This is a genomic window from Tropicimonas sediminicola (assembly GCF_900188335.1).
Lineage (GTDB): Bacteria > Pseudomonadota > Alphaproteobacteria > Rhodobacterales > Rhodobacteraceae > Tropicimonas > Tropicimonas sediminicola.
In genome coordinates, this window is the sequence record NZ_FZOY01000002.1 from 36,545 (window position 1) to 50,342 (window position 13,798).

Consider the following 13,798-nt stretch of genomic DNA (forward strand, 5'->3'; position numbering starts at 1 on the left):
TCCTGTACTCCCTCAATTGTTTCACTCGGCCGCCTGGTCGAGCGTGGCTGCGCAGGGCAACCTGATTTCTGCCAGCGCACCGTGGTGCGCGTTGCCTTCGAACGTCGGCGCGTCGATCAATTCGAGCGTGCCGCCGTGTTCCTCGATGATCTTCTTCACGATCGGCAGGCCGAGCCCGGTGCCCTTGGCCCGCGTCGTGACATAGGGCTCGAACAGCCGGCTGCGATCCTCCGGCAGGCCGATGCCATTGTCCGCGATGCGGATGACGGCCTGTCCGCCACCGGTTTCCAGGCTCACCCGCACCTCCGGCACATAGCCGTCCGGGGCACCCGCTTCCTCAAGGCTTTCAATCGCTTCGCCGCCATTCTTGATGAGATTGGTGAGCGCCTGGCCAATCATAGTCTCGTCAACCAGCGCAGGTGTCGGCGCCTCGGGAAGATCCCAGCTCAGCGCCTTGCCGAGCTGCTGTTTCTGAAGTGTCACCGCATCGCGCACCAGCCGCGTCAGGTCGGACTGACGCCGGTCGGGCTCGGGCATGCGGGCGAACTTGGAGAATTCGTCGACGATACGGCGCAGATCCTCGGTCTGGCGCACGATCACGTCGGTCATGGAGGTCAGCGCCTCGGCATCCTCGGCGTCGAGCTTGCGCGAGAACTTGCGCTGCAGCCGTCCCGCCGAGAGCTGGATCGGAGTGAGCGGGTTCTTGATCTCGTGTGCGATCCGCCGGGCGACGTCGCCCCAGGCGGCCATCCTCTGTGCCGAGACCAGCTCGGTCACGTCGTCGAAGGCAACCACGTAGCCCTCGAGCTCGCCCTCCACCGAGCGGCGTTCGGCCAGCCGGACCAGCAGGTTCTCGACCTTGCCGTCGCGGGTCAGTCGGATCTCCTGCTGGGTGACGGTGCGCTCGTCGTTCCGAAGGCGCGCGAGCAGCCCTGCGAACTCCGGAACCGCCTTGGCGATCGCCTCGTGGTGGTCGCCGGCCTCCGGGTCGAGCCGCAGCAGGTTCACCGCGGCGGGGTTCATGAAATCCACCCGCCCGTCCGGGTCGAGGCCGATGACCCCGGCTGTGATCGACGTCAGCACGGTCTCGAACAGGCGGCGGCGCGCCTCGATCTGTGCATTGGTCTCCAGCAGGGTCGAGCGCTGCGCCTCGAGCTGGCGGGTCATCTGGTTGAACATCCGTCCCAGCGTGGCGATCTCGTCGTCGCTGGATTCCTCGCGGACCTGCACCGAAAGATCGCCCTTGCCGACCTTTTCGGCCGCAGCGGCCAGCCGCCCGATCGGCCGCGACAGGCGCTCTGCAAACCACAGGCCAAGCCAGATCGCAGCAAGGATCAGGATCACCGCAAACCCGAGATAGAGCAGCGAGAACTCGAACAGGATCCGCCCGCGCTCGTCCTCCAGCTGGTTGTAGAGCCGGATCGATTCCTGGGTCTCGTCGAGCAGCGACAGGATATCGCCGTCGACATCGCGGCTGACGTAGAGATAGCGGTCGGCGAAGGCGTCGAGCTTCACCAGAGCGCGGAATTCGTTGATGTCCCAGTCCTCGATCACCACGATCTCGCCGGCCTCGGCGCGGGCGATCTCCTCGGCGGAGGGCTGCTCGTAGTCGAAGAGGTAGGATCGTTCGCCCCGCGAGCGCAGCTGGCCCGTGGAATCGATTACATAGGCTTCGCGCAGGCCCCGCTGCACCTGTGCCTGTCCCTGGGTCAGCAACTGCCGAACCTCGCCATCCGTAAGGCCCAGGCCGACCCCACCGGCCGCATCGAGGTAGTTGGCTAGGCCCTGGGCGTCCTGGCGCAGGTCGCGCAGGTGTTCGCCTTCGTAGGCCTCGGCCGCGGAGAGCGATGCGCCGACCACGTTGCGCACCCGATCCGAGAACCAGCCTTCAAGGCCGATGTTGATCGTCAGACCCGCGAAGATCGCCACCAGCACGGCCGGGATCAGCGCGACCAGCGCGAAAACTCCGGTCAGGCGCAGGTGCAGCTTGGAGCCTGCGGAATCCTTGCGGCGGGCGCCGAACATTGCCGCGACCCGCCGCAATACGAGGGTCGCGACGACGAGGATGTAGACCAGATCGACAAGGAGGACGAGGCGCAGGCCGAGCGAACCGGCCCCCTGCCCCAGCGGCCCCATTAGCAGAAAGGTCCAGACCACGAGCAACGGGCCCAGCACCACCAGGGCCAGGGTGGCCATGGTCTGTGCCGTTCGCGAGCGCCTGAGCTCTGCGAAGGACTCCAAATTCAGCCGCGAGAGAACGCCTGCCAAGCTTCGCCTCGTGATGTTTGCGCCACCCAGATCTGGTTTGACCCGGTGACGTGACCGCCATATCCCGTGATCGTTCCGGAGGGCGTGCCCCCGATGCCACGGCTCTGTTGCGGTTTTACATCAACTTGCGGCGTCGTGTCACGCGAATATCGAGGTCGGTGATCTTCTTGCGCAGGGTATTGCGGTTGATGCCGAGAAGATCGGCGCATTTCGCCTGATTTCCGCCGGTTGCGTCCAGCGCGATCTCGATCAGCGGGATTTCCACTTCCTTGAGGATGCGCTGGTACAGGCCCGGAGGCGGCAAGACTCCGCCGTGCAGGTCGAAATAGCGGCGCAGGTGCTTCGCCACGGAGGCCGAGAGCTTCTCGCCGTCGCCGCCGCCAACCAGCGGCTCGATCTCGGGCTGGTTGCCCAGCACCATCTCGACCTCGCTGCGGCCGATCTCCTCTTCCGGCGAGGTCACGACGAGCCGCCGGATGGTGTTTTCGAGCTGCCGCACGTTGCCCGGCCAGGAATAGGCGCGGATCAGGTCCATCGCCGAGCCGGAGAACCGCCGCGTGCCGACCCCGTCGCGCTCGGCGCGGGCGAGGAAGTGTTCGGCCAGCAGCGGGATGTCGTCCACCCGCTCCCGCAGGCTCGGCACGTTGAGCGTGACGCCGCTCAGGCGATAGAACAGGTCCTGCCGGAAGTTCCCGGCCTCCATCTGCCGCATCAGGTCGCCCTGGCAGGTGGCCATGACGCGCGGCGCCGTGTCGGAGAGCGCATCGAGCATCCGCACGATCCGGCCCTGGGTGTCGGCATCGAGGTCGCTCACCTCGTCAAACAGCACCGAGCCGCCACGGGCGCGCGACAGGATCGCCGCCGGGCCGTCGAGCGTCGACAACTCCTCCGCCCCGGCCACCACGAAGGGCAGCGTGCGGCGGTCGGAGAAATCGTGGATCGCGCGGGCGATGAGCGATTTTCCGGTGCCGGATTCGCCGGTGATCAGAACCGCGAGATCGGTGTTCATCACCCGCGCCACCAGCCGGTAGAGCGCCTGCATGACCGGGGTGCGGCCCACCAGCGGCAGATCCTCGGTGCCGCCCGTCGGCCGCTCCTCGATCACCGGCCGGGCCTGTTGCACCCGGCGCTTGGTCTCCAGCGCCTTGGAGGCGCGCTTCATCAGGTCCGGCAGGTCGAAGGGCTTGGGGAGGTAGTCGTAGGCATCCGCCTCCGCCGCCTGGATCGCGGTCATGATCGTGTTCTGCGCCGAGATCACGATCACCGGCAGGCCGGGGCGTTCCTCGGCGATCTTGGGCAGGGTGTCGAGCCCATTGCCGTCGGGCATGATGACATCGGAGATCACGAGGTCGCCCTTGCCCTCCTCGACCCATCGCATGAGCGTAACGAGGGACGAGGTTGCGTGCACCTTGCAGCCGGCGCGGGTCAGCGCCTGGGTCAATACGGTGCGGATCGTGCGGTCGTCGTCGGCGACAAGAACGGTGCCGTCCATTTATGGGGTCTCCTTGTCAGAATCCTGCTGGATGTGTTTGGGGGCGATCGGAAGAGAGATCCGGAACACCGTGCGCCCCGGCACGGAATCGACCGATATCCAGCCCTTGTGTTCGGAAATGATCTTGCTCACCAACGCCAGCCCGAGCCCGGTGCCATTCTCGCGGCCGGACACGAAGGGCTCGAAGATCTCGTCGGCGATGTCCGGCGGCAGGCCCGGACCGCTGTCGATCACCTCGACCTGCAGCGGCACGCGAAACGCCTGTTCCCCCTTGCGGCGGACCCGGAGGCTGGGCTCGTAGAAGGTCCGCAGGGTGATCGTGCCGCTTTCGGTCCCGGAGGCCTGGGCGGCGTTCTTCAGCAGGTTCAGGAACACCTGCAGCAACTGGTCGCTGTCGCCATAGGCGGGCGGCAGGGAGGGGTCGTAATCCTCCTTGATCGACATATGCGCCGCAAAACCGATGATCGCGGACTTCCGGGCACGGTCGAGCACGTCGTGGATATTGACCGGCTTCGCCTGCGGCGGGCGCAGGTTGCCGAACTGCTCGACCTGGTCCAGCAGCTTCACGATGCGCCGGCTCTCCGCGACGATCAGGTCGGTCAGCTCCAGGTCATCCTTGGACAGGTTCATCGACAGTAGCTGCGCCGCCCCGGTGATTCCGGCGAGCGGGTTCTTGATCTCGTGCGCCAGCATCTCCGCCATGCCGATGGCGGATTTCGCCGCCTTGTCGGCCGAAATGGAGCGGCCCAGACGCCCGGCGATCTCGCGCGGGGAAACGAGGAACAGCAGCCGGTTGGTGTCGTTGCTGATCGGGGCGATCTGCAGGTTGCACTCCACAGGAGCGCGCTCGCCGGTGCCCACGTCCACGTCGTTGATGAACAGCGGCGACCGGTTCTTCCGCACCCGCGCCAGCGCTTCCTCGATCGGCGCGTCGATCACCAGCCGGTCATAGACCAGCTCGCCTTCCAGCCCCTTGATCGTCTTGTTCAGGAACAGCTCGGCGGCCGGATTGATGGCGGTGATCCGGTCCTGCGGGTCGAGGACCAGCGCAGGAATCGGAAGCGACGCCCAGATTACTCCGGAGCCCGGCATCATGCGGCCTCCCGGGCGTCAGTGTCGAAGGCTTGCTGCACCAGCCGTTGAACCTCTTCGTTATCGGTTTCTGTTTGGAGACGGCGGCGCAGCCCGGCAGGGTCGCCGGCATGATCGAGGTACCAGCCAAGGTGCTTGCGGGCCATGCGGTTGCCCAGCACCGGCCCGTAGAACGACAGCATCGCCTCGACATGCGCGCCGACCATCTCGGCCAGTGCCCGCCCTTGCGGCACCTCGGGCGCGGGCGTGCCGAACAGGCCCGCGGCGATCTCCGCGAGCCGCCACGGACGGCCCTGTGCCCCGCGGCCGACCATCACGCCATCGGCGCCGGACTGGGCCAGCGCGGTGCGGGCGGTGGCCACGTCGACGATGTCGCCATTGGCGATGACCGGAATCGAAACCGCCTGTTTCACCGCGGCGATTGCGCCCCAGTCGGCACGTCCCTTGTAGAATTGCTGGCGGGTGCGGCCGTGGATCGTCACCATCTGCACCCCCGCGCCTTCAGCCCGCCGGGCCAGTTCGGCCGCGTTCAGGCAGTCATGGTCCCAGCCGAGCCGGGTCTTGAGCGTCACCGGGATCGACACCGCGCCGACCACCGCCTCGATCAGCGAAAGCGCATGGTCGAGGTCGCGCATCAGCGCCGAACCCGAGGCGCCGGCCCCGCTGGCGCTCGTCACCTTCTTCGCCGGGCACCCCATGTTGATGTCGATCAGTGCCGCGCCGTTGGCCTCGACCATCCGCGCTGCTTCGGCCATCCAGTGCGCCTCGCGCCCGGCGAGCTGCACCGAGGTATTGGCCTCGCCAAAGCCCAGCTCCGCCTTCTCGCGAACCCCGGGCTTGGCCTGCACCATCTCCTGGCTGGCAACCATCTCGGACACCACGAGACCCGCGCCGAAGCGGGCCACGAGCTGCCGGAATGGCAGGTCGGTGATGCCCGCGAGTGGTGCGAGAAGAACCGGGGGTGTCAGGGTCAAGTTTGCAAAGCAAACCGTCAATTGCTCAATCCTTGTGCAGTCAAATCGTCGTATAGCGAAGCTGGGGCCGGTTCCAAGCTGAAGACCACATCAATATGACCGCCAAACGAACAATGCACAAAAAACAGGCGAACTTCCGCCCGGTCGGCTTGCCCGTTGCCCTGCCTTCGGTCACCGATTAGACGGAAGCCATGACAGAGCCCTCATTGCCATCCACTTCCCCGGCCCCGTCCAGAAAGGTCGCGGCGCTGATCGTCGCCGCCGGTCGCGGCACGAGGGCCGGTGGAGACATTCCCAAGCAATATCAGGTTATTGCGGGAAAACCTGTGCTGGCGCATACGGTCGAGCGGTTTCGCGCGCACCCCGGCGTTCACAGCCTTCTGGTGGTGATCGGGGCCGAGGATGACGCGCTGGCGGCCTCGGCCCTGCCCGAAGATGTGGCACGCACCCCGGGTGGCGCCAGCCGCGATGCCTCCGTGCGGGCCGGGCTGGACGCCCTGCCCCCGGACATCACCCACGTCCTGATCCACGACGGTGCCCGCCCCCTGGTGCCGGATGCGGTGATCGACCGGGTGCTCACGGCGCTGGAAACCCATCCCGGCGCGGCGCCCGCGCTGGCGGTGACGGACGCGTTATGGCGGGGCGAGGACGGCCGCGTTCTGGCCCCGACCCCGCGCGACGGCCTCTTCCGGGCGCAGACCCCCCAGGGTTTCGACCTCGCCGCGATCCGGGCCGCCCATGCCGCCCATCCCGGCGGCGCCGCCGATGACGTGGAGGTCGCACTGTCGGCCGGGCTGGACGTTGCGATCGTCGAGGGGCACGAAGACAATATCAAGGTCACGTTGCCGGGCTGCTTCGCCCGTGCCGAACGGATGCTGGCGAAAGGAATGCCGATGGATGTGAGGCTGGGCAACGGCTACGACGTGCACCGCTTCGGGCCGGGAGACCACGTGGTGCTCTGCGGCGTCGAGGTGGCACATCCGCGTGGACTGCAAGGCCATTCGGATGCCGATGTCGGCATGCACGCGATCACCGACGCGCTCTATGGCGCGCTGGCCGAGGGTGATATCGGGCAGCACTTCCCGCCAAGCGATCCGCAGTGGAAGGGCGCCGCGAGCGAGATCTTCCTGCGCCACGCGGTTGGCCGGGTCGCCGAGCGCGGCTACCGGATCGCCAACGTCGACTGCACGCTGGTCTGCGAGCGCCCCAAGATCGGCCCACATGCCGAGGCGATGCGCGAAGCCCTCGCCGCGATCATGGGGCTCGATGCCGAAAGGATCAGCGTCAAGGCGACGACCTCCGAGCGGCTCGGCTTCACCGGACGCGAGGAAGGCATCGCCGCGATCGCCACCGCCGCGCTGGTCACGGCATGACCCCCGCGCGTTTCGTTGCCACTGTCTTCGGGGTCGGCCTGTTGCGCCCCGCGCCCGGCACCTGGGGCTCGCTGGCCGCGATCCCGCTGGCCTACGGGCTGCATGTGGCGGGCGGCTTCCCGCTGCTTGCGGCCGCGACATTCGCCGCGCTCGCCCTCGGCTGGTGGGCGACGGCAGTGCACAGCCAGGCGGTCGGCCACCCCGACCCCTCCGAGATCGTGATCGACGAACTCATCGGCATGTGGATCGCGCTCTGGCCGCTTTCTGCCGGACTCTGGCATGCCGGCGCGGATCCGCATGTCTTTCCCTATCCCGGCTGGATCGGCGCCTTTGTCATGTTCCGCCTGTTCGACGTCTGGAAGCCGGGCCCGGTCGGCTGGGCGGACCGCCGGCACGGGCCTGCGGGCGTGCTGCTGGACGATGTGATCGCGGGCTTCCTTGCCGCGCTCGTGGTCTCGGTCGCGGCCTTCGTCTCCCACACCTGGCTGATGGAATGAGCGCAGTGCTGGTCCAGCTGGCGACGCTCGGTCCGCTGGGACGCCTGCCCATGGTCGGCGGCCTCCTTGCAACCGTCGCCGGTCTGGCCGCGGCCATCGGGATGCACAGCCTCGTGGAGGCGCCGCGTGCACTGATCGTCGTCTGGGCGCTGCTGCTGACCCTGGCGATGCTCAGCATCCCGCGGGCGCTCGAGGCTGGCACGCCGCCGCGGCAGATCGTGCTCGACCGGTTCACCGGCATCTGGCTCGCCGCGGCGCCGGTCCTCCCCTTCATCGGGATCGCCACCACCGAACTCGGTCAGCCGGGCGTGCTGGCGCTCGGGCTGCCGCTGGTGATCTACAACCTGATCCTCGCCGGTCCGCTGCGCCGCATGGGCGCAAGCCCCCGCCCGCTGCTCCAGCTCGCCGACGACCTGATCGCCGCGACCCTGACGCTGCTGCTCGCGATCGGCATGATGGCAGCGCTGATCGCAAAAAGCGGAGCCATGCCGTGACCGACCTGATCCGGATCGCCGATCTCACCACCGTCAGCGCCGAGACCCTGCTCGCCCGTGCCCGCGCCCGTGGCCTTGTCGTCGCCACGGCGGAGAGCTGCACCGGTGGGTTGATCGCCGGCGCGATCACCGAGATCCCCGGCTCCTCGGACATCTTCGACCGGGGCTTCGTGACCTATTCCAACGCCGCCAAGCGGCAGCTTCTCGGGGTTTCCGAGGAAAGCCTCGTAAAATTCGGCGCGGTCTCCGAGGCCGTGGCGCGCGAGATGGCCGCCGGCGCCCTGATCCGCTCGGAGGCCGACCTTGCCGTGTCCGTCACCGGCATCGCAGGACCCGGCGGCAGCGAGCACAAGCCCGAGGGGCGTGTCTGTTTCGGCCTGGCCCGCAAGGGGCATGCCACGGTTGCCAAGACGGTCGATTTCGGCGCCCTCGGACGGACGGCGGTGCGCCAATACACGGTGAACCACGCGCTGGAACTGCTGATCGGCGCGCTGGAAGACGCCCCGCTGCCGCCCGAACGGATCGCGCCGCCCCGTCCCTGAACCGGCGACGTTGGCGCCGCCAGATTGCCCCGACGTCTGGCATACAAGACCGACCGGGATAAGTCACTGTAACCCCGATACATTCTGGCTCCACGACAGCCGACCATATGGTTTCGTCGGCTTCCGCAGCGTCCGTTAATATATCAACTGTTTACAACTCATCGGCCAAAAATTACAAATCTGTCCAAATTCGGAATGCTCGGCGGGAGGGCCTGAGCAAGTGGATTTCGGGAGGATACCATGAGACGAATCTGGCTTTTGAGCAGTGTCGCGTTTTCGGTTCTGGCGGGTGCGGCGATGGCCCAGACGCTGACCAACCCGGGCTTCGAATCCGGTTGGGGCGGCTGGACGGATGTCGATCCGAACAAGGACGCGACCTCGATCTCCGGCGATTTCAACAGCGGGGCGAAATCGGGCAAGATCAGCAAGGAAACCGGGCATTTCGAGCAGGCGATCACGCTCTACCCGGAGTCCGAATACGAGCTGAAGGCATACGTGCGCGGCCCGGGCGTCATCGGCATCGAAGTCGCCGGAGAGGAGCACACCGCCGCCTCCGAGGGCGACGGCAATACCTGGGTTCCGCTGAGCGTGCCGTTCACCACCGCCTCCGATGTCGAGGGCCGGGTCTTTGGCGGCTGGGGCGGCGCGGAAGGCCGCTTCGACGATTTCGAGCTGGTGGCGATCTCCGGCCCGGCCCTTGCGGCTGCCGAAGAAGCGGCGAAGGGTCCGCGCGAATACACCACCCTGCCCGACGCCTGCGAGGAGATGAGCCAGCTGCGCGTCGTCTCGGTGTCGGCGGAGGGCGATTACGACAAGGACTATGCGCCGGAGCTGGCCGTCGACCACGAGTTCATCGTCGATTCCCGCTGGTCCGCCGAAGGCGCCGGGCGCGAGATCATCCTCGACCTCGGGATGCCGCAGACCCTGAAGGAACTCGGGCTCGCCTTCTACAAGGGCCACGAGCGCAAGAACTTCTTCGAGATGGCCGCGTCCCCGGACGGCAAGACCTGGCAGCCGCTGATCCCGCGGACGGAATCTGCCGGCAAGACGACCGCAATCGAGCGGTTCGACTTCGACGACACGGTGGCGCGCTACGTCAAGGTCATCGGCTTCGGGAACGAGTCGAACGCCTGGAACTCGATCATCGAGATCCAGCCCTACGGCTGCGGCATGGGCATGATCGACTCCACCGGTGACGGATCGGACGTCGGCGCCTATTCCAACAAGGGGCTCTACGGGCTGTTCAACGACGTTCCGCCGTCGAAGAACTTCGACCTCTCCGCCTGGAAGATCACCGTGCCCTACGACAAGGACGGCGACGGCAAGGTGGACGAGATCCACGAGCAGGAGCTGACCTCCGGCTGGACCGATCCGGAGGTGTTCTACACCGATCCCACCACCGGCGGCATGGTGTTCCGCTCTATCCCGGGCGGCACGACCACCTCCGGCTCCAGCTATCCACGCTCGGAGCTGCGCGAGATGATGCGGGCCGGCGACACCTCCATCTCCACCCGTAACGACGATGGCACGCCGAACAAGAACGGCTGGGTGTTCTCCTCGGCCCCGGCGGAGGCGCAGGAAATGGCCGGCGGCGTCGACGGCGTCATGACCGCGACGCTCGCGGTCAACCAGGTGACCAAGACCGGCGAGACCGGCAAGGTCGGCCGGGTCATCATCGGCCAGATCCACGCCAAGGACGACGAGCCGATCCGGCTCTACTACCGCAAGCTGCCGCACAACAAGTTCGGCTCGATCTATTACGCCCACGAGCCGGTGGGCGAGGATGACAAGTGGTTCGAGATGATCGGGACCCGGAAGGACAATTCCGACAACCCCGCCGACGGCATCGCGCTCGACGAGATCTTTTCCTATGAGATCAAGGTCTCGGGCAAGGAGATCGACGGCGCGGTCAACCCGATCCTCGACGTCAAGATCATCCGGGATGACGGCACCGAGGTAACCTCGAGCTACGACATGTACGAGAGCGGCTACAACGTCTCCGATGACTTCATGTACTTCAAGGCCGGCGCCTATTCGCAGAACAACACCTCGCTGCCGGGGTCGCGGGATGCGGACCAGGTGACCTTCTACAGGCTCGACGTGCAGCACTGACGATCCCCCACGGAGCGAGGCCCGCCGCGCGACCTGCACGGCGGGCCTTTTCTCGTCCGGTGGGCATGGATGTGGAGCCGGCCTCAGCCGTTGTTCCAGCGGTAGCCCTGCCCGTTCCCGCGCCCGTTGCCGCCGCCCCTGCGCCCGAAATCGGCCGTCGTCAGAACGCCATTGCTGTCGCTGTCCATCCGCTGGAGCCAGGATTTCGACCCGGCCACGTACTCGGACCGGGAAACGACACCGTCGCCATTGCCGTCGAGGGCGTAGCGCTGAACACCGCGGCTGCCCTGCGGGCTGTTGCGACCAAGCTCGGCGACCGAGAGAACGCCATCGCCGTTGCGGTCGAGGCTCGCGAACTGGCCCGCGCGGCCGGCCTCGACCTCGGCCAGAGTGACCCGGCCGTCACGGTTGGCGTCCCAGCGGTCGATGGCCGTGGCGCCAGGCACGGCCTGTTGAGCGGCGGCCGCGGAGCCGGCGAGAAGGAGAACAAGGGTCGGGAGTGCGAAGCGTTTCATGGGATGGACTCCTGCGCATCATGAATGCATATCCATGATACGCCTTTCACGGCCGAGTTCCGTCGAAAAAAGTCCGCCCGTCAGACAGACCTTAACCGTAGAGTTCTTTCGCGCGCTTTTCGAAGGCGCCCATGATCTGCTTCTGCGCCTCGGTGAAGAACATGCCGGCGGCCTTCTGCAGGATCCTGTTCTTGAACTCGAACTCGACGTGGTAATCCACCTCGCAGCCGCCCTCGACATCTCGGAAGGCCCATTTCGAGATCAGGAACTTGAACGGCCCGTCGATATATTCGCTTACGATCGTTCCGGCCTTTTCGTCCAGCGTCACGCGGGTACCGAACTTCTCCCGGAACACCTTGAACGAAATCACGAGGTCCGCGATCTCGATCATCACGTCCCCCTCCGGATGCCGCCCGCGGATCCGCGCCGCCGCGGTCCAGGGAAGAAATTTCGGATAGGACTGGATGTCGGCAACGAGGTCGTACATCTGTTGTGCCGTGTACGGCATGACGCGCTTGTCGGAATGGGTGAGCATCGTGCGGCGATTGGCCCCTGTCGGTTGGTTCCCGTGTCAGGTTCAAGATGTCGTAGACAATGTCGGCAAGATCAAGGGAAGCCAATGTCTTCGCGACCATACGTCATCGATCAGATGATCTCCGCCAAATCCATCGCCGCCCGAATCGAGGAGCTGGCGCGGGAGATCGAATCGGAATTCGCAGATACCGACAAGCTGGTGGTCGTGGGGCTGCTGCGCGGCTCCTTCGTGTTCATCGCCGACCTGGTGCGGGAGCTGGAACTGCCGGTGGAGGTCGACTTCCTCGAGGCGTCCTCCTACGGCAACTCCATGAAATCCAGCCGGGAAGTACGGATTCTCAAGGACTTGCGCGGCGAGATCGAGGGGCGCGACGTGCTGGTGGTGGAAGACATCATCGACACCGGGCACACGATGGCGCGGGTCGTGGCCTTCCTCGGCGCCCGCAACCCCGCGCGCTTGCGCACCATCTGCCTGCTCGACAAGCCGGCACGGCGGGAGGTCGACTACAAGGCCAGCTGGACCGGTTTCGAGATCCCCGACAAATTCGTCGTCGGCTACGGAATCGACTTCGCGCAGCGCAACCGCAACCTGCCCTTCATCGGCTCGGTGCGGTTCATCGACGAGGGCAGCAGCCCGGCCGGAGACGGCGGCGACGCCTGATCCATGCTCGGTCCCCACTGGTTTCTGCGCATGAAGCGCTGGGTGCAGCACCCGCCTTCCGGACGCCGCGTGGCGCTCGTCCTGGGTGTGATCGCGGCCTGCCTGCTGATCGTGACGCTGGAGCGGCTGGGATACTGGCCGGAGTGGATGACGGCCGACCGAGTGGGCCGGATGCCGGGGCGCGGCGGTTTCTGATTGTGCGGAAACCTGCCTAAAAGTCAGCCGCCGGCCCTTTGCGCCGCATCGCAGAATTCCATAGGGTGCCGACGACAGGGAGAAGCCCAGCCAGCCCCGCGAGGGCGAGCGCCTGCATCTTCCCACCACCGCAAGGGGCTGACATGCGTCGCTTTTTCACCATCCTCCTCCTTCTGCTGCTGGCCATTGCCGGCGCCGGGCTGTGGTTCACCCGGCCCGATCCCCTGCCGAGCGATCTGGTCACCGGGGTGCAGGGGGATGCCGAGGCCGGGCGCAACGTGTTTCTCGCGGCGGGCTGCGCCTCCTGCCACGCCGACAGCGGCGCCGAGGCGCAGGAGGCGCCGCTGCTTTCCGGCGGGCGGCGGCTCACGACCGATTACGGCACTTTCATCTCGCCCAACATCTCGCCGGACCCGGTGCATGGGATTGGCGGCTACTCCATTGCCGATCTCGCGAGCGTTCTGAAGCGCGGCGTGACGCCGGACGGCCGGCACCTCTACCCGGCGATGCCCTACACGACCTACACCCGGATGAACGTCGCCGACATCGTGGACCTCAAGGCCTATCTCGACACCCTGCCCGCCGACAGCACCCCACGGCAGGCCAACCAGCTCGACTTCCCCTATTCGCTGCGCCCGCTGCTCGGGTTCTGGAAGAAGGCCTACCTGACCGACAGCTTCGTCGCCGCGGCCCCGAGCCAGCAGCTCGAACGCGGCCGCTACCTCGTGGAGGCGCTTGGTCATTGCGCCGAATGCCACACCCCGCGCAACCGCTTCGGCGCGCTCGACCGGTCCCGCTGGATGGCGGGCGCCCCGAATCCGGCCGGCCAGGGCATGATCCCCAACATCACGCCCGCCGCGCTCGACTGGACCGCCGGCCAGATGACCTGGTACCTGCAGAGCGGCTTTGCCCCCGACCACGACGAGGTCAGTCGCGAGATGGAATCGATCATCGCCGGGCTGAGCCAGTTGCCCGAGGCCGACCGCGAGGCCATCGCCGCCTACCTCGCCGGGCTCGCCCCGATGGAGTAAACGGCCCGCGCTTTGGCC

The 13,798-nt window shown here is 66.7% G+C and carries 14 protein-coding genes; 8 read left to right on the top strand and 6 right to left on the bottom strand.

The features are described from left to right. Positions 1 to 21: 21 nt before the first annotated feature. The 4 genes from CHB86_RS04410 to dusB all read right to left on the bottom strand — a co-directional run bounded on the left by CHB86_RS04410 (position 22) and on the right by dusB (position 5,826). Complete coding sequence (locus CHB86_RS04410; protein ID WP_089231697.1) at positions 22 to 2,196, bottom strand: sensor histidine kinase NtrY-like; 2,175 nt, start codon at positions 2,194 to 2,196, stop codon at positions 22 to 24. 187 nt (positions 2,197 to 2,383) lie between these two features. Beyond that, positions 2,384 to 3,760, bottom strand: a complete 1,377-nt coding sequence (locus CHB86_RS04415) for a response regulator (RefSeq protein WP_089231698.1) — start codon at positions 3,758 to 3,760, stop codon at positions 2,384 to 2,386. Further along, the gene (locus CHB86_RS04420) at positions 3,761 to 4,852 is read right to left on the bottom strand and encodes a two-component system sensor histidine kinase NtrB (protein WP_089232555.1); all 1,092 of its coding nucleotides are present in this window, start codon (positions 4,850 to 4,852) and stop codon (positions 3,761 to 3,763) included. Beyond that, positions 4,852 to 5,826, bottom strand: coding sequence for a tRNA dihydrouridine synthase DusB (gene dusB / locus CHB86_RS04425; protein ID WP_245837740.1), 975 nt, complete (start codon positions 5,824 to 5,826; stop codon positions 4,852 to 4,854). The genes CHB86_RS04420 and dusB overlap by 1 nt, the downstream gene beginning before the upstream one ends. A 206-nt stretch (positions 5,827 to 6,032) precedes the next feature. On the opposite strand from dusB, the gene CHB86_RS04430 reads away from it, so the two are divergent. The 5 genes from CHB86_RS04430 (at position 6,033) to CHB86_RS04450 (ending at position 10,844) form a co-directional block, all read left to right on the top strand. Next, positions 6,033 to 7,199 (top strand): bifunctional 2-C-methyl-D-erythritol 4-phosphate cytidylyltransferase/2-C-methyl-D-erythritol 2,4-cyclodiphosphate synthase, encoded by a 1,167-nt coding sequence (locus CHB86_RS04430; RefSeq protein WP_245837741.1) that lies wholly within the window; start codon positions 6,033 to 6,035, stop codon positions 7,197 to 7,199. Further along, positions 7,196 to 7,696, top strand: a complete 501-nt coding sequence (locus tag CHB86_RS04435) for a phosphatidylglycerophosphatase A family protein (protein WP_089231703.1) — start codon at positions 7,196 to 7,198, stop codon at positions 7,694 to 7,696. The genes CHB86_RS04430 and CHB86_RS04435 overlap by 4 nt, the downstream gene beginning before the upstream one ends. Then, the gene (locus CHB86_RS04440; RefSeq protein WP_141134825.1) at positions 7,693 to 8,190 is read left to right on the top strand and encodes a phosphatidylglycerophosphatase A; all 498 of its coding nucleotides are present in this window, start codon (positions 7,693 to 7,695) and stop codon (positions 8,188 to 8,190) included. Before CHB86_RS04435 ends, CHB86_RS04440 begins: the two co-directional genes overlap by 4 nt. Continuing rightward, positions 8,187 to 8,732: a CinA family protein gene (locus tag CHB86_RS04445; RefSeq protein WP_245837742.1), complete on the top strand. Its 546-nt coding sequence runs from the start codon at positions 8,187 to 8,189 to the stop codon at positions 8,730 to 8,732. Before CHB86_RS04440 ends, CHB86_RS04445 begins: the two co-directional genes overlap by 4 nt. 240 nt (positions 8,733 to 8,972) lie before the next feature. Continuing rightward, the gene (locus tag CHB86_RS04450; protein ID WP_089231707.1) at positions 8,973 to 10,844 is read left to right on the top strand and encodes a polysaccharide lyase family 7 protein; all 1,872 of its coding nucleotides are present in this window, start codon (positions 8,973 to 8,975) and stop codon (positions 10,842 to 10,844) included. 83 nt (positions 10,845 to 10,927) lie between these two features. On the opposite strand, the gene CHB86_RS04455 is transcribed toward CHB86_RS04450, so the two are convergent. Together CHB86_RS04455 and CHB86_RS04460 are read right to left on the bottom strand one after the other, a co-directional pair. Continuing rightward, the gene (locus tag CHB86_RS04455) at positions 10,928 to 11,359 is read right to left on the bottom strand and encodes an EF-hand domain-containing protein (protein WP_089231709.1); all 432 of its coding nucleotides are present in this window, start codon (positions 11,357 to 11,359) and stop codon (positions 10,928 to 10,930) included. Between the two features lie 91 nt (positions 11,360 to 11,450). Then, positions 11,451 to 11,894 (bottom strand): type II toxin-antitoxin system RatA family toxin, encoded by a 444-nt coding sequence (locus CHB86_RS04460; protein ID WP_089231711.1) that lies wholly within the window; start codon positions 11,892 to 11,894, stop codon positions 11,451 to 11,453. Between the two features lie 84 nt (positions 11,895 to 11,978). On the opposite strand from CHB86_RS04460, the gene hpt reads away from it, so the two are divergent. From hpt to CHB86_RS04475, 3 genes are all read left to right on the top strand, one after another. Beyond that, entirely contained in the window at positions 11,979 to 12,554 is a 576-nt protein-coding gene (gene hpt, locus CHB86_RS04465; protein ID WP_089231713.1) for a hypoxanthine phosphoribosyltransferase, read from the top strand. Positions 12,555 to 12,557: 3 nt separating this feature from the next. Then, the gene (locus CHB86_RS04470) at positions 12,558 to 12,749 is read left to right on the top strand and encodes a hypothetical protein (protein WP_089231714.1); all 192 of its coding nucleotides are present in this window, start codon (positions 12,558 to 12,560) and stop codon (positions 12,747 to 12,749) included. 143 nt (positions 12,750 to 12,892) lie between these two features. Next, a complete protein-coding gene (locus tag CHB86_RS04475) occupies positions 12,893 to 13,780 on the top strand; it encodes a cytochrome c (protein WP_089231716.1) in 888 nt (295 codons plus the stop codon). Positions 13,781 to 13,798 lie beyond the last annotated feature (18 nt).